Raw genomic sequence first — 22,686 nt, forward strand, 5'->3', positions numbered from 1 at the left:
TCCTCAGAGTGAATAGACCCATGCAGATTTATGAAGCTCGTCCGTCGGATCTGGACGATGTGCTCACGGTGGAACGCGCCGCCTTCGGCAGTGACGTGGAGGCGGGCCTGGTGCGCGACCTGCTGGCGGACCCCAGTGCCGCGCCGATGCTCTCACTGCTCGCCTGGGATGCGGGGCGCGCCGTCGGGCACGTGCTCTTCACCACCGTGCGCATGGGCCATGCCACGGCGCCGGTCTCCGGGATGATCCTGGCGCCTCTGGCCGTGGTGCCTGACGTCCAGGGGCGTGGGATCGGCGCTGCGCTGATCCGGGAAGGCCTGGCGCTGCTCGGGCAGCGCGGCGTGGACCTGGTTTTCGTGTTGGGCCATCCCGGCTACTACACCCGCCACGGTTTCGAGCCCGCCACGCCCCGGGGCCTGACCGCGCCCTATCCCATCGAACCGGAAGCGGCCTGGATGGTGCGGGCCCTGCGCCCGGGCCTGCTGGGTTCGGTACATGGCCGGGTGGTATGCGCGGATGTCATGACCAGGCCGGAATACTGGCGGGAGTAGCGGGCAGTTTCTACGATCATCGAGAGACCCGTTCTCTCGCGACGGGAATCGTCTGTCACCCTGCTCCCTGTGCGCAACCCAAGAGGACAAGAGATGCGACGCGGTGTGCCGGGGGAACGGCTGGAGGGGGTCCACGACGCACAGGCCGGGCTCAGCGGACCGGAGGCGGAATCGCGGCTGCGCCGGTATGGCCCGAACATGATCATCCCGGGCACGGGACGGGCCTGGACGGTCACCCTGCGCGACACGCTGCGGGATCCGATGCTGTGGTTCCTGCTGGCCACCAGTGGGCTCTTCTGGATCGTTGCACAGTATGCCGAGGCCCTTGTGCTGTTGCTGGCCCTCATTCCCCTGATTGGCATGGATCTCTGGCTGCACCGGCGTACCCAGGCCTCGGTGCAGGGCCTGAGCGGACGGCTCGCCGTGCAGGCCCGAGTGGTGCGCGACGGCGTGGAGCGAGCCCTGCCCGCCGAGGAGATCGTGCCGGGAGATCTGGTGATGGTCCGGTCCGGGGAATCGTTCCCGGCAGATGGCCTGCTGGTGAGCTGCGACGGCTTGCAGGTGGATGAATCCACCCTGACCGGCGAGGCCTACCCAGTGCGCAAGCAGGCCCTGGATGCACTGCCTGGAGCCGGTGCGCAGGCCCTGGTGGCGGATCAGCACTGGGGGCTTGCCGGCACGCGGGTGCTGACCGGGTGTGCCGGTGTTCGGGTGGTCTTCACCGGCGCCGGAACCCTGTACGGCGAGATCGTCCGTTCGGCGATCGCCGGTGTCCACCCCCTGACGCCGCTGCAGCGTGCGGTCGGGCAACTGGTGCGGGCGCTGGTGGTCGTGGCCGGCGTGTTCTGTCTGGCGCTGGCCTGGCTGCGCTACCAGCAGGGTCACGGCCTGCTCGACGCACTGCTCAGCGCGCTCACGCTTGCCATCGCCGCTTTGCCTGAGGAGTTTCCGGTAGTGCTCGCCATCTTCCTCGGTGCCGGTGTCTATCGCCTCGCCCGGCGCCGTGCCCTGGTTCGCCGGGCGGTGGTGGTGGAGAACATCGGCCGTGTGACCTGCATCTGCTCGGACAAGACCGGCACCCTCACCGAAGGGCGGCTGCGTCTGACACACCTGCAGCCTGCGCCCGGGGTTTCTGAAGCCAGACTCCTGGAGACTGCCGCCGCGGCCTCGCGGGCGGACAGCGGCGATCCTGTGGATCAGGCAGTACTCATCCTGGCGCCGGGGCAGCCGGTTGCAGCCCTGCGCGCCCGTTTTCCATTCACCGAGGACCGGCGTCGCGAGACGGGTGTCTGGGAGCAGGCGGAGGGTTTGTTGGTGGCGGTCAAGGGTGCGCCCGAGGTGGTGCTTGGGCTGTGCGGGCTTTCCGAAGATGCCGGGCGGGACTGGATGGAGCGGGTGGACGAATACGCCCGCTCGGGCCACAAGGTGATTGCCTGCGCCGGGTGCGAGCTCGACGCCGAGCACTGGCCGGGCGGCGAACCGGATCGGGGGCTGGCGTTCATCGGCCTGCTGGCGTTCGAGGATCCGGTGCGCGAGGGCGTGCGCGAGGCGGTGCAGGCCTGCCGGGCGGCCGGCATCCACGTCATCATGGTCACAGGTGATCATCCGCGCACTGCGTCGGCCATCGCCCGTGAGATCGGGCTGGGGGAGGGCGAGCCCCGGCTGATCACGGGAGACGAACTGGCGCAGCACACGGGCCACGGCGGGGCACTCACGCTGCGGGCCTTCGACGTGATCGCCCGGGCGGTGCCGGCACAGAAACTCGCCCTGGTGCGCGGACTGCAGGCGGCCGGGGAGATCGTCGCGGTGACCGGGGACGGCGTCAACGACGTGCCGGCCCTGCAGGCCGCCGATGTGGGTATCGCCATGGGGGAGCGGGGCAGCCAGAGCGCGCGGGAGGTGGCCTCGGTGGTGCTGATGGACGACAACTTCCGCAGCATCGCCGGCGCGGTTGCCGAGGGGCGTGAGCTGTTCACCAGCCTGCAACTGAGCTTCCAGTACCTGCTCATGATCCACATGCCGCTGGTGGCCACCGCGGCGCTGATCCCCATGCTGGGCTATCCCCTGCTCTACCTGCCGATTCACATCGTGTGGCTGGAGCTGATCATCCACCCCACCGCGCTGCTGGTGTTTCAGAACCTGCGCTCGCGCCGCCCCCTCGGCCCGCCGCCCGCCAAGGGGGCGCGGGCGAGGTTTTTCGACAACATGCAGTGGATGACGATCGTGGTGGTGGGGGCTGTCGTCACGCTGCTGGTGCTGGGCACCTACATCCGCAGCCTCGGTGCCGACTACGCCGTGGACCATGCGCGAACCATGGCCCTGCTCGTACTGATCATGGCCGGCGCCGGGATCACCGGCGCGCTGAGCCGGATGCGCGGGCTCATGGCGTGGGTCATGGTCGTGGGGCCCCCGCTCCTGTCGGCGGTTTTCATCTACACCCCGGCCCTGCGCGTGCTGCTGCACCTGCATCCCCTGCACTGGGACGACTGGCTGATCGCCCTGGGCGGCGGACTGCTCGCGGCGGTGCTTGTGATTGTGGGTGTGTCTGGGAAGGATCGCCGCGCCTGAGGCGGGTCCGGCCTGGTGTGCTGCGCGCCGGGTGCTGTGGTTTATTCAGGGCTCCGCTGACCCTGAATGATCAGCGAAGCATCGCGATGTCGGCATCAGGCTTGCAGCTCTTCGCGCAGTACCTCGCGCAGCTTTTCCACCGTGAGCGGTTCGTGGTCCTGTGTGAGGTGCTGCCGCAAGGCCTCGTTGATCGCCGTTTGGTAGCCGATGCCGAGTTTCTCCGCGTGTTCGCGGAATGCCTCGATCACATCGTTGTCTAGCATGATCGTGATGCGGGTTTTCCCGGGTGACTTGATGACCGCACCGCGCTTGCCCTTGCTGAAGTCATATTCCTTGCGCATGGTATTGCTTAACCTCTGAACGGCTCGCTTTTCTCGCCGAAATGATGCGTGTGTGTTGTCCGCGCGGGGTGTGCATCACGACCAGCACGTGACCCAGAGGGTTCATGCCGAGCGTGATGAAACGTTGCTCACCCATTGCGTCCGGATCATCAATGGTGATCGCCCAGGGATCCCGAAGCGCCTGCTCGGCATGTGCGAAGCTCACACCATGCTTCATGAGATTCCGGGCAGCCTTATCCGGATCGTACTCTACGTCCATGTGGATATGCATTATATATGCATAGCATTGGGTGCGCCTGGACGCCAGCGGTGGAGTTGCCTGAGGTGCTCGCCAGGGAAAATAAAAAACTCTTGCTCTCGCCAAGACGCGAAGTCGCAAAGAAAACCTATTGGAAGTTTTGCCTTTGCGGCTTCGCGTCTTGGCGAGAGATCATGATTTTGACTGTAAAGCCTGTCTTCTCACGGAGGCACGGCGCCACGGAGCAAAGGACTTCATTTTGAAACTCCCTGCGCCTCCGCGTCTCTGCGAGAGGATCGGTTTTCTGCCGGGAATAAAACCAAAGGCATGATGCTCTCGCGGAGGCGAAGGGAAAGTCCTGTTATGAAATCCCCGTGCCCCCGTGGCCCCGTGAGAGGACAGGTTTTCTGCCCGGGTACCTTGAGACCTCAGGCCCTGCTGAAGCCCCGATAGTCCCGCACGAATCCCGCTTCCAGCAGCATGCCCGCATGGGGCGACTCGTTCACTGGCACGCCGTCCACCTGTTCGATGATCATCAGGCGTCTCCGGCCGGTGCGCGGGATCTGGTGCAGGGCGCGGCAGGCGGCGCGCAGGCGATGGGGTTCCTGGTCGAGGGTCACCAGGTGCTTGCCGCCGGGTCCGAGGTAGAGCACCGGCAGGCCATCGACGAGTATCACCCAGGCGCCGGGGACGCGACGGGGGCGCGTGTCGCCGGCCGGCTCGGGCCAGGGGAGCAGAGTGCCGAAGGGATTGGCGGGGTCCATGGCGGCGAGACACTGGGCCACCGGCTCCCCGCCTGCCTGCGGGTCGTCCTCCAGGCGGATGCCCCGGATGCGGTCCACGCTGCCGGCCCAGGCGAACTGGGCGCCGGACAGGCCCTCCACGAAATAGCCCCGGCGGATGCGGCCCGACTCCTCCATGGCGCGGAGCACGCCATAGACGGCGCCGAAGCCGCCGGGCAGGTTCTCGGCCAGCGCCGCCTCGCGGCTGACGATGCCGTAGCGCTCCAGCAGCATCTCGGCCCGGGCCACGGCCTGTTCGGTGTCGCTCACGGTCGGATCGCGCAGCTCGCTCACCCGTGACCAGCGCCCGCCGGCCAGCGCCTGCCCGCCGCGCCGGGTACTGCGGCCGGTGGATTTCGAGGGACCGCGTGCCAGGGCCCGCAGGGGCGCGAAGGTGTCGTTGGTGATGGCCCCTGCCCAGACCAGGTCCCAGAGGGCGGCGCGAAAGTCGGCGGCGTTGGCCTCCGGGTGGGCCCGCTGCACGGCGGTTTCCAGTTCCAGGTAGAAACTTGCGCCGCGCCTGTCCAGGTGTTCCAGCAGGGTGCGGTGCAGGGGTCCGTCGGGCAGATCGCCGGCGGGCGGCAACAGCAGCGGGGCGCGCTCGCGCCGGTACAGGGCCACCCGCCCGTCCCGCGGTCCCTGGGCCCCGGTGCCCACCCACACCACCTGCCCGGTGGCGGCGGCCATGTCCAGCATCTCCAGGGTGAAGCCGCTCACCCGGGCGGGCAGGATCACCTCGGCGAGCAGGGACCAGGGCAGGGGCAGGCCTTCTAGTTGCGCCACCACGTCCATGAGCCGCGCCGCGCCCCCGTGGCGTTGTCCAGTCTCCCGGGTGATGCCGTGCCACTCGGGCAGGAAGCGGGCCAGCGCCCGGGCCTCCACCGGGGCGGCCTGGTGACGCAGGCTGGCCAGCGTCCGGCGCTTGAGGCGCCGCAGGATGTCCACGTCGCACCATTCGGGCTCGCGCCCGCCCGGGCGCAGTTCCCCCTGCACCAGGCGTCCCTCGGTGAGCAGGGCGCGCAGCACCGGGATCACCTGGGCCTCGGTGAGGCCGAAGCGTGCGGCGGCCTGTTTCGTCACGAATGGCCCGCGGGTGCGGGCGAAGCGGCGCAGCAGCTGTTCCAGGGCGTCGGGCACGGGCACGAGGAAGGCGTCGGGCAGGCCGGGGGGCGGGGCGACGCCCAGGGCATCCCGGTACAGCCCTGCATCCTCGGCGGCGATGAAGCGGGGCTCGCCCGCGATGCGCACGGCGGCGGCGCGGCCCGAGTGCTTCAGGGTCTCCAGCCAGGGTGCCGGGTCTTCGGTGCAGCGGCGGGCGAGTTCATCGAGGTGCTGATCCCCCAGTCGGCGCAGCAGGTCGTGGAGTTCGTCGGCGTCCCGGGCGCGGGTCTCGTCCGTCTCGTGGGCGAGCTCCGCCTCCAGTTCCTCCAGGACCTCCGCGTCCAGCAGCTCCCGCAGCTCCGCCTGGCCCAGCAGCTCGGAGAGCAGGCCCCGGTCCAGGGTCAGCGCCTGGGCACGGCGTTCGGCCAGCGGCGCGTCCTGCTCGTAGATGTAGGCGGCCACGTAGGCGAACACCAGGGAGCGGGCGAAGGGGGAGGCGGAGCGGGTCTCCACCTCGTCCACCCGCACCCGGCGGGCGCGAATGTCGGCCAGCAGGGCCTTGAGACCCGCCAGATCGAAGACGTCCGAGAGCGCCTGGCGGTAGGTCTCCAGCACGATGGGGAAGGCCGGATAGCGGCTCACGGTGGCCAGCAGCTGGGCGGACTTCATGCGCTGGGCCCACAGCGGTGTGCGCCCCTCGGGACGGTTGCGGGTGAGCATCAGGGCCCGGGCGGCGTTTTCCCGGAACAGGCCGGCGAACAGGGCGGTGGTGGCCAGCTGTTCGGTGATCAGTTCCTCGATCTCCTCGGGGTCGGGTATCAGCTCGTCGGCGTCGGGCAGGGCGTCGGTGTCGGCGAAGCGCAGCACGATGCCGTCGTCGGTGTACATCACCTGCACCTCGAAGCCGCTTCGCGCCGAGAGCAGGTTCTGCAGGGCCATGCCCCAGGGGGCGTGGATGCGCGCGCCGAAGGGGGAGAGGATGCAGGCGCGCCAGTCGCCCAGCTCGTCGCGGAAGCGCTCCACGGTGATGGCGGTGTCCGTGGGCAGCACGCCGGTGTGCTGCTTCTGCTCGTGCACGTAGGCGGCGAGATTGCCGGCGGCGAAGGCGGAGAGCGGCGTGTGTGCCTCCAGCCAGCGGGCCGCCTCGGCCTGGCTCAGGGCGCCCAGTTTCCCAGTGAGCGCGCCGATGCGCCGGCCCAGTTCCACGGGGCGGCCCAGGCTGTCGCCGTGCCAGAAGGGCAGCTTGCCCGGCTCGCCCGGGGCGGGGCTGACGATGACCCGGTCTCCGGTGATCTCCTCCACCCGCCAGGTGCTGGCGCCCAGCAGGATGTTCTCCCCGGCGCGGGTCTCGAACACCATCTCCTCGTCCAGCTCCCCCAGGCGCGGCCCGTCGGCGCCGCCCAGGTGCACGGCGTACAGGCCCCGGTCGGGGATGGTGCCGGCATTGAGGCGCACCGCCATGGGCGCGCCCCGGCGCGGGGTGAGCCGGTCCTCGGCCCGGTCCCAGGCGAGCCAGGGGCGCAGGTCGGCGAACTCGGCGGAGGGGTAGTGGCCGGAGAGCATGTCAAGCACCCCTTCCAGCAGCGGCCGGGACAGCTCCCGGTAGGGGTGGGTGCGGCGCACCAGGGCCTCCAGTTCGCTCACCGTGCGCGGCGTGTCGCAGACCATGGCCACCAGTTGCTGGGCCAGCACGTCCAGGGGATTGCGGGGCACGCTGATGGGTTCGAGCAGACCCTCCAGCATGGCCTCGCTCACCACGGCGCATTCCAGCAGGTCGCCCCGGAACTTGGGGTAGATGAGCCCGCGGCTCACCGCGCCCACCTGGTGCCCGGCGCGGCCCACCCGTTGCAGGCCCCGGGCGACGCTGCCGGGGGACTCCACCAGGATGACCAGATCCACCGCGCCCATGTCCACGCCCAGTTCCAGCGAACTGGTGGCGACGATGCCCTTGAGGCGACCCGCCTTGAGACCCTCCTCGATCTCGGCGCGGCGCTCGTGGGAGACACTGCCGTGGTGGGCGAGGACCAGGGGTTCGTCGGCGACTTCATTGAGTCTTTGGGTCAGTCGTTCGGCCAGGCCCCGGCTGTTGACGAAGATGAGGGTGGAGCGATGGCTGCGGATGGCCGCCACCAGCGCCGGGTACATGGCGGGCCAGATGCCCCGCTCGGGGGTGGGCCTGGCCACCTCCCGGGCGTAGAGCTCGCCCAGGATGGAGCCGCCCCGCTTCGGGCCCGGGGGTGTGGTGGTGGCGGGCGACTGTACGGCCTCCATGTCCGCCACGGGCACCTCCACGTGCAGGTCCAGGGCGGGTTTCGCGGAGGTGTCGACGATGGCCACCTCGCGGTCGCCGCCCAGGAAGCGGGCGGCCAGCTCCGGCGGGTTCACGGTGGCGGAGAGACCAATGCGCTGGGGTTCGGCGTCGGTGATCTCCGCGAGACGTTCCAGGGACAGGGCCAGATGGGCGCCGCGCTTGCTGGGGGCCAGGGCATGCACCTCGTCCACGATCACCGTGTGCACCGTGCGCAGGTTCTCCCGGGCCTTCGAGCCCAGCAGCAGGAACAGGGATTCGGGGGTGGTGACCAGGATCTGGGCCGGGTCCTTGAGCTGCGCCCGGCGCTCGGCCTGGGGCGTGTCGCCGGTGCGCATGTCCACGCGCAGGCTGCGCGCCGGTTCGCCCAGGCGCTCGGCGGTGCGCAGGATGCCGGTGAGCGGCGCGCGCAGGTTGCGCTCCACGTCGTAGACCAGGGCCTTCAGCGGCGAGACGTAGAGCACGCGCACGCCCGCTTTCGCATCGTCGGCCTCCTGCATGAGCCGGTCGATGCCGGCGAGGAAGGCGGCGAGTGTCTTGCCGCTGCCGGTGGGGGCCACCAGCAGGGCGTGGTCACCGGCCGCGATGCGCGCCCAGCCCTCCCGCTGCACGGGGGTGGGTTCGGTGAAGTTGTCGCTGAACCAGGTGTGGGTGGGGCGGGAGAACATGGTGATGAGAGTGTGACCGGGGTGTCGGCGCGAATCCAGTTGCGGGCCCGGCAGGTCGGTACCAGGTCCTGTATCACCCGGATACGGGAAATCTCTCACCCAGCGTAGGTGTTTACGTGATGAGCGGTCTCACGCTCCCGGCATGACGCTGCCAAAATGCGACCCCTTGATCCTGACGGCGTCGAACAGGCGAAAACGGGTATGCGCCGGGATCTGTAGTAAAAAAAACAACCGTGGTCTTGCGCGCCCCTTCGGGCTCGGTGGCCGAATGTCCTTTGCAGGTACACCCCCTCGGTCAGGGCAGCCACCGTGACCGAAAACAGGAGAACAAGAACATGAACAAGCTGTTCGCGCGCCTCGGCTTTGCCGGGACCCTCACCCTGATGATCGTCTCGCTGGTGCTGGTAGCCATCGTGACCATCACCTCGCTGGTGTTCGCCCAGTACCGGGACTCCTTCACCCGGGCCACCATCAACCAGCTCCAGGGCACGGGCGATATGAATGCCAATGCCTTCGCCGACTGGATCAATGCCCGCCAGGACGAGATGCGTTATCTCGCCCTGCTGGATGCGTCCAAGGAGATCCGTCCTGAGGAACTGGAGCATCTGCTCGCCCAGATGGCCGCTTCCCAGGGTTTCTTCGATACCATCTTCGTGGTGAGCCCCGAGGGGCGCGGCATCGTGGGCGTGTCACACGACGCCGGCACCCAGCAGACCCGGGTGCTGAGCCGCGAGCAGGCACATGAGTTCAACGTGCCCGACCGGGAATGGTTCCGCCAGGCCATCTCCGGCCGCGAGGTGGTGTCGCGCCCCGTGCTGTCCCGGGCCACTGGTAACCAGGTGAGCACCGTGGCGGTGCCCATCTACCGGGACCGGCAGATCGTCGCCGTGATGCGCGGCGCGGTGCTCATGAACACCATCTTCGAACGTATGGCAGAACTGCGGGGAGAGAGTGAGCTGGAGATCTATCTGATCAATGGCCAGGACGGGCTTGCCATCACCCCTGCCGCTTCGGTACGCAATCCCGAACAGGCCCTGGACACCGAGGCTGCCCGCGCCCTGCGTGCAGGACAGAGTGGCGTGGGGCGCTACCGGGATCCGGCCGGAACCCCGGTGATCGGCAGCTTCAGTTATGTCCCGCAGCTGAGCTGGGGCCTGGTGCTGGAGGTGCCCGAAGCCGCGGCCCTGGCCGAGGTGAACCGGGTGTTCTGGACCCTGTTGATCATCGCCCTGGTGATCCTCGCCGCGGCGGTGGCGGTGAGCCTGCTGGTGGTGCGCTCCGTGACCCGGGTGCTGGGTGGCGAGCCGGCCTACGCGGCGCAGATCGTGGAGCAGGTGGCCGAGGGTGATCTCACCGTGCCCGTGAGACTCAAATCGGGCGACAGCTCCAGCCTGCTAGCTACCATCAGCGCCATGCAGCAGAACCTGCGCGAGATGATCGGCGCCATGAGCAAACATTCCGAGGAGGTGGCCGCGGCCGCCACGGAACTGGCGCAGATCAACGAGCAGACCGACAAGGGCATCCGCCAGCAGAGCACCCAGATGGACAGTGCCGCCACGGCCATGAACGAGATGACGGCGACCGTGGAGGAAGTGGCGCGTAACACCCAGTCCGCTGCGGATGGTGCCAACCAGACCCTCGCCGAGGCTACCTCCGGCAAGCGCGTGGTCTCCGAGGCGGTCACGGCGATCGACCGGCTGGCGGACGAGGTGACACGCATCGGTGTGGTGATCGAATCGTTGCAGAAGGACAGCGACAACATCGGCTCAATCCTGCAGGTGATCCGCAACGTGGCCGAACAGACCAACCTGCTGGCCCTGAATGCGGCCATCGAGGCGGCCCGGGCCGGTGAGCAGGGCCGTGGTTTTGCCGTGGTGGCCGACGAGGTGCGTACCTTGGCCAGCCGTACCCAGCAGTCCACCGCGGACATCCAGGAGATGATCGAGAAGCTCCAGGCCAGCACCCGGGAGGCAGCGGCGGTGATGGAGAGCAGTCGCAAGCAGGCCAGCCAGAGTGTCGAGCAGGCGGGCAAGGCCGGTGAGTCCCTGGATCACATCACCGATGCGGTAGGCCGGATCAACGACATGGTGCAGCAGATCGCCAGCGCGGCCGAGCAGCAGAGCGCCACGGCCCGGGAGATCAACGAGAACATCCACCAGGTCCACGAGATCAGCGAGACCACCGCCAGCAACGTGGTGCACACCACGCAGGCCAGCGAGTCCCTGGCCCGGCTGGCGGAGGAGTTGCGGGCCCAGGTGCTGAGGTTCAGGACCTGATCGATGCTGCGCGCGCCCCGGGCGCATTCGACCCGGGGCGGGCCTCCTACTCGCAGCTGTAGCCGAGCATGTCCAGGCCTTCGCTCAGGTAGTCCGCCACCAGGGGCGTGGCGATCAGGTATTCAGCCGTAGTGGGGGTCCAGTTGTCCTTGGCTTCGGCCAGGGCGGTGTTCCACTCGTCCGCCTCGTAGTCGCCCCGTCCCATCCACATGAGCGCCACCAGCTGCACCTGCTGCTCCGGGTCCAGGTCGTCGATCTGGGTCTTCAGGTCCTGGTAGGTCAGGTCGTCGGCGTGGTCGGCGAGTACCTGCAGGGCCCAGTCATCGGCGGGGCTGCCGGGCTCCTCGGTGATCACCACCTCCTCCTTGGCGTGGAATTCCCGTGCGCGCTCGATGATGGCGCAGACGATGTCCGGATTCATCTCCAGCATGGGGTACCTCCGATGCGGATGGGTATCGATGCCCGGAGCATAGACCAAGCAGCACGGACGGGTGATCAGGGCTGGGAGCCTGTCGGACTTAGGCTGCTCCTACTGCGCCGGTGGGGGAGCGGCCCATTTTTCCGATCCTTCTCGTCAAATAGCGACGGCTATTCTCCTCGAACGATCGAAAAAATGGCCTCACTCTCCCACTCGGCTCGCTACGGGCACCTAAGTCCGACAGGCTCCAGGCGGCGCAGCCGCACCGGGGTGCGGGCGAGCCCCCGGGCCGGATGCCCGGCGGGCAGGCGGGCGAGGCGCTGGCGGTAGCCCCGGGCGGTCAGGGCGTCCTGCAGAAATACGCCCACGGCGTTGTCGTAGCGGGGGTGCTGCAGCATCCAGGCTCTGGAGAAGCGCTGCCGCAGGGTCGCTTGCCGCAGCAGGGCGCAGGCCTGCAGTTCGCAGACCCCGGGGAAATTGATCACCAGGGTGCCGCCCGGGGCCAGGTGACGCAGCAGCTGCCGGACCCAGGGGCCATCCACGGGGATGGCCCGACGGGGTTCGCCGTCCTCGCCGCCAAACAGATCGTCCACCAGGTAGTCGAACTTCGGGCCCCGGTGCCGGGCGAGCCAGTCCCGGGCGTCGGCCCGGTGCAGGCGGATGCCGGGTCCGGTGAGGCCGAAGAAACACCGGGCAATGCGCAGATGCATAGGATCCAGTTCCACGCCGTCGACGCTTTCTGCCCCCAGGCCGCGCAGCTGGCGCAGGGCGGTGCCGCCGCCCACGCCGAGCACCAGCGCGCGCCCGATCACGGGGTCACGGCGCAGCAGCACGGGCAGACTGAACAGGTCCCAGAGGTGGCCGGTGGCCAGCCGTTCGGGATGGGCCTGGCTGTGGAAGATGCCGTCGGTGTAGAGCCGGTGCACCCGGCCGGCGGTGCGCACCTCGTAGCGGGTGCCGCCGCGGGTGCGGGACCAGATGAGCATCAGCCGGCGGACTTTTCCTGGATCACCACCCAGGGGGCGGCCACCACGGCCCAGAAGTCAGGGCGCCGGGTCTGCCAGTCGCGGGCCTGCGCGTCGGTGGCGGGTCCCAGTTGTCCGGCGTCCATCCAGGCGCTGATGCTGTCCCGGTCGTCCTCCACCATCCGCGCGGCCACTTCCACCAGGTCCAGTTCGGGGGCCACGTGCACCACCACGCCCCGGGCGAAGTGGCGCTCCAGTTCGGGCCAGGAGATGGGCCCGGTCTCGGCATTGAGGCGGGCGCGGAGTTCGGCGGCGGTGTCGTTCATGAATGAAGGCGCTAGAAGCAAGTGGCAAGAGACAAGATACAAGAAAAATCCTTGATGTGGGGTCAGTCGTCTTGGTCGGTCTCGGGCCAGGCGTTGAGCAGGGCGCGGATCTCCTGCTCGTTGCGCGAGCCGATGAGTACGCGCTCGATGCGCTCGCCGGCGATGACGATCAGGGCGGGGGTGCCTGTGAGGCGCAGGCGTCGCACCAGTTCGGGTTCCTCCAGGGCGTTGAGCTTGAGGATGTCCCGGCGCGTCTCCAGCAGCGGGTTGATGATACTGGAGGTCTGGCCGCAGATGTGGCAGCCGGGGCGCCAGAAGTAGAGGATCAGGCGCGGCTCAAGCAGATGCTTGGGATCGATCAGGTCATCCAGCCGGGGCGCGGTGCAGCCCTCCATGAGCCGGGCGCAGCGGCGCAGCCAGAACTGCATCGCGGCGAGCAGGCCGAGGAACAGCAGGAAATAGAAGCCGAGGCCGTCCATAGAGGAAGGCTCCAGAGGCAAGTGGGCAGCGTCAAGATACAAGTGTAGTGGGTGAGGTGCCAGGAGCCTGTCGGACTTAGGCTGCACCTACTGCGCCGGTAGGAGAGCGGCCCATTTTCCCGATCCTTTTCGTCAAATAGCGACGGCTATTCTCCTCAAACGATCGTGAAAATGGCCTCGCTCTCCCACCAGGCTCGCTACGGGCACCTAAGTCCGACAGGCTCCTAGGCGGGAGGCGAAAAACCGTGTCCTCTCACGGAGCCACGGGGCACGGGGTTTTGGATCAGATGACGTTCCCTGCGTCCCAGCGCCTCCGCGAGAACATCATGCCTTTGGTTTTCTCATCCGCAAGCAACCAAGCCTCTCGCGGAGGCGCAGGGTCGCAGGGTGAATCAAATCAAGCGCCTTTCCTCCGTGGCTCCGTGCCCCCGTGAGAGGATGGCCTTTTGGTATGTCGTAGACCGTATAAGCGCAACGCATCCGGCCTGCGTGATCCCCCCCGGGTTCACCCCACCAGTTCGCGGATGGCCTTCTCGCTCTTGGCGCCCACCAGGATGCGCTGGATGCGGCCGTCGGAAACGCTGAGCAGGGTGGGGGTGCCCATCACACGGAAGCGGCGCGCCAGCTCAGGCTGTTCCATGGCGTTGATCTTGACGATGTCGTCGCGGCTTTCCAGCAAGCCGTCGATCACCCGGGTCACCTGGCCGCACATGGGGCAGGCGGGACTCCAGAAGTAGAACACCAGCCTTGGCTTCGCCAGCAGGAGCGGGTCCAGCAGATCGCTCAGTTCCGGCGCGGGCCTGCCCTGCTGGTTGCGGGTGCGGTACAGCAGCCAGAACTGGAAGCCGAAGTAGGCGGCGATCAGCAGGGCGAAGAAGACGGCGAGGCGGTCCATGGTGGAAGGCTCTAGAGGCAAGTGGGCAGAGACAAGATACAAGTGTTGGGGGGTGAGGTGTTAGGCGGGAGATGTAAAGAACAGTCCCCTCTCACGGAGCCACGGGGCTTTAGACCAATAAGATTTCCCTGCGTCCCTGCGCCTCCGCGAGAGGATTGGTTTATTGCAACCCAGCAAACCAAGGGCATGATGTTCTCGCGCAGGCGCTGGGACGCAGAGAAAGTCATTTGTTCCAAAACCCCGTGCCCCCGTGGCTCCGTGAGAGAACGAGGGTTTCGTTCCGCCTGCGGGACTTCATGGAAACCGAACCCCCCCAACCACATTCAGGCCGCGTTCAGGGCGGCGGGGATAGCCTGACGGCGACTCTCGAGGGCATGTGCCCGCAACCGTAAGGAGAGCCGTCATGAACAAGAAGCATCTGATCCGTCTGGGCGCCGGTGTCGTGGGTGCCGCGCTGCTGCTGCCGGGGCTGGCCATGGCCGGCCCTTATGGTCACACCACCACCACGGTGACCACCGTGACCTACGGTGGCAGCCATTTCCGTCCGGGTCCGCCGCCCCATGCGCCGGCCCATGGCTATCGCGGCAAGCATCAGCACCAGCACAGGCATCACCACCGGGCGCCCGCCTACCCGGTGTACCACCATGCCCCGGTGCATCGGCCGCCGGTGTATCGCGCGCCCACGGTGATCTATCACGAGCCGGTGCCGCGCAACACCCTGGACTTCACCATCCGCTACCGCACCCAGTACTGACGCAATGGCGGATTCAGGCCGTGTTCAGGCTGCCCCAGGCAACCTGAACACGGCAAAGAACCCTCAAGGAGATGCCGTCATGAAAACCCGATATGCAGCGATTCCCCTGGCCCTGGCCGCGCTGACCACCGGCGCGGCCCAGGCCTTCGACCGCCCCGGCGGCGTGTTCTACGACCAGGCCCGGGTGGTGGACGTGCGCCCGGTGAAGGAGCTGGTGCGGGTGGCCGCGCCCGCCCAGGAATGCTGGACCCAGCCGGTACGCCACGTGCAGCAGACCGGTCCGAGCACCGGTGCCTATACCCTGTCCGGCGCCATGATCGGCGGCGTGCTGGGCAACCAGATCGGCAAGGGCGACAGCCGCAATGCGGCCACCGTGGTGGGGGGCGTGGCCGGTGCCGTGATCGGCAACAGCATGGCCCAGAGCCGCCAGCAGACCCGGGTCTACACCACCCAGGAGCAGCAGTGCCAGACCGTGGAGCGCTTCTACGAGGAAGAGCGCCACGTGGGCTACCGGGTCACCTATCGCTACCAGGGCCAGGAGTACACCCGCACCATGCCCTACGATCCGGGCCGGACGGTGCGCGTGCGCGTGAGCGTCGATCCCATCGACTGAGGCCCTTTCCCCGGGGCCGCGAGGCGGTACACTTGAGTCCATGAACACCCGTGTCTCTTCATCGCTTCGCGGCCTCGGCCGAGCACTCATATTGAGCGTCGGCCTGGTCATGTCCGTGCAGGCCGCCCCGTGGCCTGACCATCAAACCGCCGGGTCGATCAGCGAGCCCCCTCCCGCGATGCCCCTGATGCCGGATGCGGCTGTCCCCTACCCGGCCGACCGGCTGGCCCAGGCCAACGCCCAGATCTCCCTCAACCAGGCCGTGGCCCAGGTGCAGCGGCGCACCGGCGGGCGGGTGCTGTCCGCCGAGACGCAGCATCACAACGGCACCACGGTGCACGTCATCCGGGTGCTGGTGGACAACCAGCGGGTACGCACCATCCGGGTGGACGCCCAGACAGGGGATTGGCTGTGAAGCGGAGAACCAGGCCATGCGTGTAGTCGTGATCGAGGACGAGGCGCCCCTGCGCGAGCAGCTGCGCACCCGCCTGGAGGCGGAGGGCTGGATGGTGGACACCAGCGCCGATGGCGAAGACGGGCTGTTCCAGCTGACCGAATATCCCGCCGATGTGGCGGTGGTGGACCTGGGCCTGCCGCGCCTGCCGGGGCTGGAGGTGATCCGCCGCCTGCGCGCCGGAGGCGGCAAGGTGCCGGTGCTGATCCTCACCGCACGCAGCCAGTGGCAGGAGAAGGTGCAGGGCCTGGAGGCCGGCGCGGACGACTACCTGGCCAAGCCCTTCCACATGGAGGAACTGGTGGCCCGCATCCGGGCCCTGGCGCGGCGCGCCGCCGGCAGCGCCGACGGGCGCCTGGCCCTGGGGCCGCTGGTGCTGGATACCGCCGCCCAGGCGGTGAGCCGCAACGGCGAGCCCGTCTCGCTGACCACCTTCGAGTACCGGGTGCTGGAATACCTGGCCCGCCACGCCGGCCAGGTGGTCTCCAAGCAGACCCTGACCGACTATCTCTACGCCCACGACGACGACCGGGACAGCAACGTGCTGGAGGTGCTCATCGGCCGGTTGCGCAAGAAGCTGGACCCGGACGGCAGCCTGACTCCCATCGAGACCCTGCGCGGCCGGGGCTACCGGCTCACCCTGACCCCGGACATCTGATGCCCCGGGGCCGCCTCAACTCCCTGAGCCTGCGGGTGGGGCTGATCGCCGCCGTGGTGGTGGCGGTGTTCGCCGGCCTCACCGCGCTCGCCCTGGAGCGGGCCTTCCGGGACAGCGCCGCCCAGGCCCTGGACGAGCGCCTGCATGCCCAGCTGTACCTGTTGATGGGGGTCACCGAGGTGGATGCCGGCGGGCGCGTCATCCTCCCGGAACGCCTGCCCGAGGCAAGGTTGATGCTGCCGGAGTCCGGGCTGGTGGCGGAGATCCGCACCCCGGCCGGCGAGCGTCTGTGGATCTCGCCTTCGGCCCTGGGCCGTGACCCGGACCGCGACGCCCTGCCCTTCACCGTCAACCTGACCGTGAACTGGGAGCTGGGGGAACGCCTCTACCCCCTGGAGTTCCGCATCCTGGAGGATCGCCGGGCCTTCGAGGCCCAGCTCTCGGAATACCGCCAGAGCCTCTGGGGCGCCCTGGCGGCCCTGGCGGTGTTGCTGCTGGCCGCCCAGGGCATTGCCCTGTCCCGGGGCCTCAAGCCCCTGCGCCAGGTGGCCCGGGAACTGCGCGCCGTGGAGCGCGGCGAGCAGCCCGGCCTGGAGGGCCGCTACCCGGTGGAGCTGAAGGGCCTGACCGACAACCTCAACGCCCTGATCCACCACGAGCGGGCCCAGCTGGCCCGCTACCGGGACGCCCTGTCCAACCTGGCCCACAGCCTCAAGACCCCGCTGGCGGTGCTGCGCGGCACCCTGGACACCCGGGACCCGGACCGTGATCAGGCCCTGGAGCAGCTGGAGCGCATGGAACGCATCGTCGCCTACCAGCTGCAGCGGGCCGCCACCTCCGGCCGCACGGTCTTGAGCGCGCCCATCCCCGTGGCGCCCCTGGTGCAGCGCCTGGGTTCGACGCTCGGCAAGGTCTACCCGGAACGGGACGTGCAGTTCGAGATGGACGTGCCGTCCAGCCTCCAGTTTCGCGGCAACGAGGGCGACCTGATGGAGCTGCTGGGCAACCTGATGGACAACGCCTGGAAGCATGGCGGTAGCCGGGTGCGGGTCAGTGCCGGCCAGACCGGCGAGGGCCTGGAACTGTCCGTCTGCGACGACGGCCCCGGCATCCCCCCCGGGGAGGTGCCCACCATCCTCACCCGAGGCGGGCGTCTGGACGAGCAGGTCCCCGGCCAGGGCATCGGCCTGGCGGTGGTGGCCGATATCGTCGCCGCCTACGAGGGCCGTATCGAGATTGACCGCAGCCCCCTGGGCGGGGCGCAGGTGAGGGTGGTGCTGCCGGGGTGAGGCGAAGCAAGATTCAAAATTCAAGATTCAAAATTCAAAGGAGGCGGGCAGCAGGTTTTCCTTTGAATTTTGAATTTTGAATCTTGAATTTTGAATTCTCCCCAAAAGTTCTAAACTCCTATTTCCTGCTTCCTACTTCCCCATTCACCCTTCCCACCTCAACCCCGTGTCTCTCGCCCCCGTCCAGTTCGCCGCCCTGCCGCCGCCGATCATCCGTGGCGATCCGGAATCCACCTGGCCGGTGCCCGTGCGCGGCGAGGCGGAGCGCGCCGGCGCCGAATCGATCCGTCGTCCGGTGCCGTCCTCGGACTCGGCGCGCACCGAGGAGGAACGCCGCGACCGGCAGGAACGGGAGATGTTGGGCCGTCTGCGGGTGGCCCTGGCCGAACCGCAGGAGCAGCGCCAGAGCAACGTGATGCGTCGGGGAAGCTACGGCAGTCCCTACCGCGCGCCCGCTGATCTCCTGGAGCAGCGGATCAGCGAGATGCTCGGGCAGACCGGCGGGGTGAGGCGGGTGGATGAAAGTGCTTGAGGGCAGTGGCAAGTCTCAAGTGGCTAGTGGCAACTAGAGCCCCCTCTCCCTCAGGGAGAGGGTCGGGGTGAGGGTGGTGTTCCTCGCCACTTGAGACTTGCCACTAGCCACTGTCGATCGCGCTACGCGCGACCGACGTTCACATCCGTCGGCGAATGGTAGTAATCGCTGTCCTGGGCCAGCTGTTCCACCAGGCGCTTGAGTTCCGCCACCCGCAGGTCGGCGGTGGCGAAGGCGCTGCAGTCCTCGCACATGGGGTCGCCGCAGGGCTGGCGGCTGTAGAGCCAGTAGTGCACGGCGCCGGCCAGCAGGCCGTCGGCGATGTCCCAGGGGTGGTTGTCGGGGGTGTCGGCCGCCAGCCGGTTGGCCAGTTCCACGGTCTCGGTGGCGGCGGTCTGGTAGGCGTCATCTGGATCAATCATGGCTGCGGACCTCATGCGTAAGGCCCCGATTTTATCACGGGTACGGCTCAGACCCGCGCCATCACCAGCGGCACCCGCCGTTCCGCCTCGCTGAGCCCGCCGTGCACCGCCACCATGCGTGGCGGGCGTTTCTCTCCGGGCACCCGGTCGAAGATCATCCAGCCGTCATGCATGAACAGGGCAAAGTCGCCCACCCGGCCGGCCAGCGCCGGGTGCGCGGGGCCGGGCCCGAACCAGCCGTCTTCCAGCAGCACCCGGCTGTCCACCAGGCTCAGGCAATGGCCGAGTTCCTCCCGGACACGCTCCGCGAATGCCGCCCTGGCCTCGGGGCGCACATAGGCGAAGGCCACCCGGGGTTCGCCGCACAGGGGGTGGCTCAGGCAGGCGGCGATCTGTGGGTGTTGTGACAGGTCGACGCGCCGGGGCGCGTCGATCATGCCGTGGTCGGCGGTGAGCAGCACCAGGGTGTCGCTGCCGGCCAGGCCCTCCAGCAGGCGGGCGAAGCCCGCGTCCAGTTCCGCCAGGTGGGCGCGCAGCTCGGCGCTGTCGGCGCCATGCTCATGACCCAGGTGGTCCAGTTCCGGCCAGTAGGCGTAGACAAAGCCGGGTGCGTCCAGCACGGCCCGGCGGGTCTGCCGGAAGAAGCCGGCCAGGTCCTTGTAGACATAGCCCCGGGCATCGCCGCTGATGCTGCGATTGAACGGCGAGTTGGCGATCCGTGCCGGGCTCACGCTGGCGGTGGGCACGGACAGGCGCGCGAACAGGGGATTGAGGCCCAGCAGTTCCCGGGGCGTGACGGCGAGATCCCCGTAGCCCGGGCCCTCGCCCCGGGGCAGGCCCGGCAGCACAGCCATGACCTGGTCCAGGGCCTCGATGTAGGTGAACCAGCCGGTCAGTCCGTGCCGTGCGGGCGGCTGGCCGGTGAGGTAGGTGGTGATGCCCGCCGCCGTGGTGGTGGGAAAGACCGAGGAGAGGGCCCTCACCCGGTGGGCACGCAGGTTCGGGCACAGGCCGGGGTCGGCGAGCATGGCATCACCCAGCCCGTCCACCACGATGAGCAGCACGCGGCTGTGCCGGGCGACCGACTCGGGCGGCAGGCCATTGAGGGGCGGCAAGGCGCTGTGCGGCGCACGATCACCCAGCCCCAAAGCGAGGCTCTGCATCAGGTTGGCGATGCCTTCGCCGGCATAGTCCGGCGGGGACCATCCCGGTTGAAGGTCCGCGAAACCTGCGGGGTTGTCATGGGCCTGTGCCATTTTGGGGAGCGTAACCCGATGCGGGGCGTTCCGTCATGGGAACAGGACCACCGGTCCCACTGAAGCAGCGCCAGTCGGACTTTATTCGCGTAGACTCGGTCTGAACGGGGTCATGAGACGGGCAGCGTGGAACCCGCCCCTGGCCGCTCACTCACCCAAAGGCTTCCATGCCCGCCAGCAACGACAACCTGCGCTTCCGGCTGATCTTCGAGCAGGCCCTGGATCCCATGGTCCTGATCGACCGGCATGGCGGCATCGTCGAGGCCAATCGCAGTGCCTGCGCCAGCCTCGGCTACAGCCACGAGGAGCTGGTGGGCGGACTGCACGTCACCGACTTCGACCTGAACGCCACCCGCGAGGATGTGGGCCGGGTGCACGGCAACCCGGAACGGCACCTGCCCGCCAGCTTCCAGAGTACCTACCGGCGCAAGGACGGCAGCACCTTCCCGGCGGAGGTGCACATCAATGCCGTCCGGGTGGGCGAGCAGGCGCAGGTCTTTGCCACCTTCCTGGACATCAGTGAGCGCCTGGCCGCGGAGCGCACCCTGCGCGAGCGGGAACACCAGCTGCGTACCGCCATCACCAGCGCGCCCATGGTGCTGTTTTCCCTGGACCGGCACGGCAATTTCATGCTCTCCGAGGGCAAGGGTCTGGAGGGCCTGGGGCTTGTCCCCGGGCAGGCGGTGGGCATGAACGCCCTGGAGATGTACGGCGCCTACCCGGAGGTGGCCGAGGGGCTGCGGCGGGCCCTGTCGGGCGAGCCGGTGCAGCTGGAAAGCCGGGTGGAGGGGCGCTGCTTCCTGCACCACTGGCAGCCCGTGCCGGATGAAGCGGCGGGTGGCTGGGGCGTGCTGGGGGTCTCCTACGACATCACCGCCCAGTGCCTCGCCGAGCAGGCACTCAGCGGCGAGCGCGACCGGCTGTTCACCACCCTGGAGTCCATCGCCGACGGCGTGATCACCGCAGACGTGGCCGGTCGGGTGGCCTACATGAATCCGGTGGCGGAACAGCTCACCGGCTTCACCCTGAACCAGGCCCGCGGCCGCCCCATGGAGGAGATCCTGCGGGTGGAGGATCTGGAGAGCGGCGAACTGTTGCCCGATCCCGTGGAACGTTGTTTCAACGGCGGCAGCCCGGTGGTGTTCAGCGAGGAGAGCCGGCTGCGCCGCCCGGACGGCGAGAGCTACGCCGTGCGCCTGACGGCCTCGCCCCTGCGGGACGGGGAGGACGGCATCAGCGGCGCGGTGCTGGTGCTGCATGACTTCAGCATGCTCTGGGACATGGCCCGGCAGCTGAGTCACCAGGCCCGTCATGACGCCCTCACCGGGCTGATCAACCGGCGCGAGTTCGAGGACCGGGTGCGCGAGGCCCTGGAGAGCGCCCGGCGCAGCAGTCGAAGCCACGCCCTCTGCTACATCGATCTCGACCAGTTCAAGGTGGTCAACGACACCTGCGGGCACGTGGCCGGCGACGAGCTGCTGCGCCAGCTGGCCGCCGCCCTGCCCCGCCACATCCGCGACACCGACACCCTGGCCCGCCTGGGCGGCGACGAGTTCGGTCTGCTGCTGGAAAACTGCCCCCTGGACCGCGCCCTGAGCATCTGTCACCAACTGCTGGCGGAGGTGGCCGAGCTGCGTTTCATGTGGCAAGGGCGGCGTTTCGACGTGGGCATGAGCATCGGCCTGGTAGCCATCGACGGGGCCAGCGCCTCCCTCTCGGAGGTGCTGAGCGAGGCGGATTCCGCCTGCTACGTGGCCAAGGAACAGGGCCGCAACCGGGTCTATGTCTCCCGTCCCGGGGACCAGGCCCTCAAGACCCGCTTCGGCGAGATGGAATGGCTGGGCCGCATCCGCGAGGCCATGGAGGAGGAGCGTTTCGAACTCTACTGCCAGCCGATCCGGCCGATCTCCGGGGAGGGTGTGCCCCACTTCGAGATCCTGCTGCGGCTCAAGGCCGAGGACGGCAGCCTGGTGGAGCCGGGGGCATTCATCCCGGCGGCGGAACGCTACAACCTCATGCCCCAGGTGGACCGGCACGTGATCCGCTCGGTGTTTGCCATGCTGGCGGATTCGGACTTCGCCCTGAAGCAGCATGCCATCGTGGGTATCAACCTCTCCGGCCAGTCCCTGGGCCAGGAGGATCTGCTCGACTTCGTCACCGAGGCGCTGCACTACTACGGCCTGCCCGCCCACCGCTTCTGTTTCGAGATCACCGAGACCGCGGCCATCGCCAATCTCTCCAGTGCCGCCGGTTTCATCCGCGAACTGCGCGACATGGGCTGCGCCTTCGCCCTGGATGATTTCGGTAGCGGACTGTCCTCGTTCAACTATCTCAAGCACATGCCCGTGGACTACCTGAAGATCGATGGCAGCTTCGTGCAGGACGTGCTGACCGACCCGGTGGATGCCGCCATGGTCGGCGCCATTCACCGCATCGGCCGCGTGCTGGGGGTCAAGACCATCGCGGAATTCGTGGAATCCGAAGCGGTGCTCGAACACCTGCGCGAGATCGGCGTGGACTACGCCCAGGGCTACGGCATCGGCCGGCCGAAGCCTTTCCGAGATTGCAGCCTGTTTCAAACTGGCCGGGATTAATCCCCGTACGATTGTTATGAATTAGCCGTGACCTTTGCAAAAAACACTGGCGCGGCGTGAAAAAGTTGCGTAGCTTGTGCCTGTGGCGGTTCGTTTCTTAGGTGTCGCTCGTGTTTACAGTCTCGTCACTGGCTCGCGATTGACCCCCCTGCAATGACCTGCGCGCATCAACCGTGAGTGTTCAATTGTTTGTTTTGA

Annotated in this window: 20 protein-coding genes; 10 read left to right on the top strand and 10 right to left on the bottom strand. The window is 68.2% G+C overall.

The features are described from left to right. The first annotated feature begins 20 nt into the window (after positions 1–20). A complete protein-coding gene (locus tag TGR7_RS00755; RefSeq protein ID WP_148211441.1) occupies positions 21–551 on the top strand; it encodes a GNAT family N-acetyltransferase in 531 nt (176 codons plus the stop codon). 93 nt (positions 552–644) lie between these two features. Continuing rightward, entirely contained in the window at positions 645–3,119 is a 2,475-nt protein-coding gene (locus tag TGR7_RS00760) for a cation-translocating P-type ATPase (RefSeq protein ID WP_012636741.1), read from the top strand. A 95-nt stretch (positions 3,120–3,214) separates the two neighbouring features. On the opposite strand, the gene TGR7_RS00765 is transcribed toward TGR7_RS00760, so the two are convergent. The 3 genes from TGR7_RS00765 to TGR7_RS00775 form a co-directional block, all read right to left on the bottom strand. Continuing rightward, entirely contained in the window at positions 3,215–3,460 is a 246-nt protein-coding gene (locus tag TGR7_RS00765) for a BrnA antitoxin family protein (protein WP_012636742.1), read from the bottom strand. Beyond that, a complete protein-coding gene (locus TGR7_RS00770) occupies positions 3,444–3,719 on the bottom strand; it encodes a BrnT family toxin (protein ID WP_041442203.1) in 276 nt (91 codons plus the stop codon). The genes TGR7_RS00765 and TGR7_RS00770 overlap by 17 nt, the downstream gene beginning before the upstream one ends. A gap of 407 nt (positions 3,720–4,126) precedes the next feature. Then, the gene (locus tag TGR7_RS00775; protein ID WP_012636744.1) at positions 4,127–8,557 is read right to left on the bottom strand and encodes a DEAD/DEAH box helicase; all 4,431 of its coding nucleotides are present in this window, start codon (positions 8,555–8,557) and stop codon (positions 4,127–4,129) included. A gap of 335 nt (positions 8,558–8,892) precedes the next feature. Here TGR7_RS00775 and TGR7_RS00780 point away from each other — a divergent pair, with 335 nt between their 5' ends. Further along, positions 8,893–10,833: a methyl-accepting chemotaxis protein gene (locus TGR7_RS00780; RefSeq protein WP_012636745.1), complete on the top strand. Its 1,941-nt coding sequence runs from the start codon at positions 8,893–8,895 to the stop codon at positions 10,831–10,833. A gap of 46 nt (positions 10,834–10,879) precedes the next feature. Here TGR7_RS00780 and TGR7_RS00785 read toward each other — a convergent pair whose 3' ends face one another. From TGR7_RS00785 to TGR7_RS00805, 5 genes are all read right to left on the bottom strand, one after another. Then, positions 10,880–11,263 carry a DUF3775 domain-containing protein gene (locus TGR7_RS00785; RefSeq protein ID WP_012636746.1) on the bottom strand — a complete coding sequence of 128 codons (384 nt, stop codon included), beginning with the start codon at positions 11,261–11,263 and terminating at the stop codon, positions 10,880–10,882. A gap of 209 nt (positions 11,264–11,472) precedes the next feature. Next, the gene (locus tag TGR7_RS00790) at positions 11,473–12,237 is read right to left on the bottom strand and encodes a spermidine synthase (RefSeq protein WP_012636747.1); all 765 of its coding nucleotides are present in this window, start codon (positions 12,235–12,237) and stop codon (positions 11,473–11,475) included. Next, complete coding sequence (locus TGR7_RS00795; RefSeq protein WP_012636748.1) at positions 12,237–12,542, bottom strand: DUF2288 domain-containing protein; 306 nt, start codon at positions 12,540–12,542, stop codon at positions 12,237–12,239. Before TGR7_RS00795 ends, TGR7_RS00790 begins: the two co-directional genes overlap by 1 nt. 62 nt (positions 12,543–12,604) lie before the next feature. Continuing rightward, positions 12,605–13,021 carry a thioredoxin family protein gene (locus TGR7_RS00800; protein ID WP_012636749.1) on the bottom strand — a complete coding sequence of 139 codons (417 nt, stop codon included), beginning with the start codon at positions 13,019–13,021 and terminating at the stop codon, positions 12,605–12,607. Between the two features lie 505 nt (positions 13,022–13,526). Beyond that, a complete protein-coding gene (locus tag TGR7_RS00805) occupies positions 13,527–13,916 on the bottom strand; it encodes a thioredoxin family protein (RefSeq protein WP_012636750.1) in 390 nt (129 codons plus the stop codon). Positions 13,917–14,319: 403 nt separating this feature from the next. Here TGR7_RS00805 and TGR7_RS00810 point away from each other — a divergent pair, with 403 nt between their 5' ends. The 6 genes from TGR7_RS00810 (at position 14,320) to TGR7_RS00835 (ending at position 18,216) form a co-directional block, all read left to right on the top strand. Continuing rightward, entirely contained in the window at positions 14,320–14,670 is a 351-nt protein-coding gene (locus tag TGR7_RS00810; protein WP_012636751.1) for a hypothetical protein, read from the top strand. 79 nt (positions 14,671–14,749) lie between these two features. Next, complete coding sequence (locus TGR7_RS00815) at positions 14,750–15,283, top strand: glycine zipper 2TM domain-containing protein (protein ID WP_012636752.1); 534 nt, start codon at positions 14,750–14,752, stop codon at positions 15,281–15,283. Positions 15,284–15,461: 178 nt separating this feature from the next. After that, complete coding sequence (locus TGR7_RS00820) at positions 15,462–15,698, top strand: PepSY domain-containing protein (protein WP_012636753.1); 237 nt, start codon at positions 15,462–15,464, stop codon at positions 15,696–15,698. A 16-nt stretch (positions 15,699–15,714) separates the two neighbouring features. Beyond that, positions 15,715–16,395, top strand: a complete 681-nt coding sequence (locus TGR7_RS00825; RefSeq protein WP_012636754.1) for a response regulator transcription factor — start codon at positions 15,715–15,717, stop codon at positions 16,393–16,395. Continuing rightward, positions 16,395–17,684: an ATP-binding protein gene (locus TGR7_RS00830; RefSeq protein WP_012636755.1), complete on the top strand. Its 1,290-nt coding sequence runs from the start codon at positions 16,395–16,397 to the stop codon at positions 17,682–17,684. Before TGR7_RS00825 ends, TGR7_RS00830 begins: the two co-directional genes overlap by 1 nt. Positions 17,685–17,850: 166 nt before the next feature. Next, on the top strand, positions 17,851–18,216 hold the full coding sequence (locus tag TGR7_RS00835; protein ID WP_012636756.1) for a hypothetical protein: 366 nt from the start codon (positions 17,851–17,853) through the stop codon (positions 18,214–18,216). 122 nt (positions 18,217–18,338) lie between these two features. Here TGR7_RS00835 and TGR7_RS00840 read toward each other — a convergent pair whose 3' ends face one another. Next, positions 18,339–18,638: a hypothetical protein gene (locus tag TGR7_RS00840; protein WP_012636757.1), complete on the bottom strand. Its 300-nt coding sequence runs from the start codon at positions 18,636–18,638 to the stop codon at positions 18,339–18,341. 47 nt (positions 18,639–18,685) lie between these two features. Further along, on the bottom strand, positions 18,686–19,894 hold the full coding sequence (locus TGR7_RS00845; protein WP_012636758.1) for an alkaline phosphatase family protein: 1,209 nt from the start codon (positions 19,892–19,894) through the stop codon (positions 18,686–18,688). Positions 19,895–20,061: 167 nt separating this feature from the next. Between TGR7_RS00845 and TGR7_RS00850 the strand changes: the two genes are divergently transcribed. Beyond that, positions 20,062–22,488: an EAL domain-containing protein gene (locus TGR7_RS00850; protein WP_012636759.1), complete on the top strand. Its 2,427-nt coding sequence runs from the start codon at positions 20,062–20,064 to the stop codon at positions 22,486–22,488. Positions 22,489–22,686: the final 198 nt, after the last annotated feature.

Origin of the sequence: Thioalkalivibrio sulfidiphilus HL-EbGr7 (assembly GCF_000021985.1) — a bacterium.
Taxonomy (GTDB): Bacteria; Pseudomonadota; Gammaproteobacteria; order Ectothiorhodospirales; family Ectothiorhodospiraceae; genus Thioalkalivibrio_A; species Thioalkalivibrio_A sulfidiphilus.

Coding starts and splice junctions, on each gene's coding strand:
- TGR7_RS00755 (WP_148211441.1), top strand. CDS start 21: ATGCAGATTTATGAAGCTCGTCCGTCGGATCTGGACGATGTGCTCACG.
- TGR7_RS00760 (WP_012636741.1), top strand. CDS start 645: ATGCGACGCGGTGTGCCGGGGGAACGGCTGGAGGGGGTCCACGACGCA.
- TGR7_RS00765 (WP_012636742.1), bottom strand. CDS start 3,460: ATGCGCAAGGAATATGACTTCAGCAAGGGCAAGCGCGGTGCGGTCATC.
- TGR7_RS00770 (WP_041442203.1), bottom strand. CDS start 3,719: ATGGACGTAGAGTACGATCCGGATAAGGCTGCCCGGAATCTCATGAAG.
- TGR7_RS00775 (WP_012636744.1), bottom strand. CDS start 8,557: ATGTTCTCCCGCCCCACCCACACCTGGTTCAGCGACAACTTCACCGAA.
- TGR7_RS00780 (WP_012636745.1), top strand. CDS start 8,893: ATGAACAAGCTGTTCGCGCGCCTCGGCTTTGCCGGGACCCTCACCCTG.
- TGR7_RS00785 (WP_012636746.1), bottom strand. CDS start 11,263: ATGCTGGAGATGAATCCGGACATCGTCTGCGCCATCATCGAGCGCGCA.
- TGR7_RS00790 (WP_012636747.1), bottom strand. CDS start 12,237: ATGCTCATCTGGTCCCGCACCCGCGGCGGCACCCGCTACGAGGTGCGC.
- TGR7_RS00795 (WP_012636748.1), bottom strand. CDS start 12,542: ATGAACGACACCGCCGCCGAACTCCGCGCCCGCCTCAATGCCGAGACC.
- TGR7_RS00800 (WP_012636749.1), bottom strand. CDS start 13,021: ATGGACGGCCTCGGCTTCTATTTCCTGCTGTTCCTCGGCCTGCTCGCC.
- TGR7_RS00805 (WP_012636750.1), bottom strand. CDS start 13,916: ATGGACCGCCTCGCCGTCTTCTTCGCCCTGCTGATCGCCGCCTACTTC.
- TGR7_RS00810 (WP_012636751.1), top strand. CDS start 14,320: ATGAACAAGAAGCATCTGATCCGTCTGGGCGCCGGTGTCGTGGGTGCC.
- TGR7_RS00815 (WP_012636752.1), top strand. CDS start 14,750: ATGAAAACCCGATATGCAGCGATTCCCCTGGCCCTGGCCGCGCTGACC.
- TGR7_RS00820 (WP_012636753.1), top strand. CDS start 15,462: ATGCCCCTGATGCCGGATGCGGCTGTCCCCTACCCGGCCGACCGGCTG.
- TGR7_RS00825 (WP_012636754.1), top strand. CDS start 15,715: ATGCGTGTAGTCGTGATCGAGGACGAGGCGCCCCTGCGCGAGCAGCTG.
- TGR7_RS00830 (WP_012636755.1), top strand. CDS start 16,395: ATGCCCCGGGGCCGCCTCAACTCCCTGAGCCTGCGGGTGGGGCTGATC.
- TGR7_RS00840 (WP_012636757.1), bottom strand. CDS start 18,638: ATGATTGATCCAGATGACGCCTACCAGACCGCCGCCACCGAGACCGTG.
- TGR7_RS00845 (WP_012636758.1), bottom strand. CDS start 19,894: ATGGCACAGGCCCATGACAACCCCGCAGGTTTCGCGGACCTTCAACCG.
- TGR7_RS00850 (WP_012636759.1), top strand. CDS start 20,062: ATGCCCGCCAGCAACGACAACCTGCGCTTCCGGCTGATCTTCGAGCAG.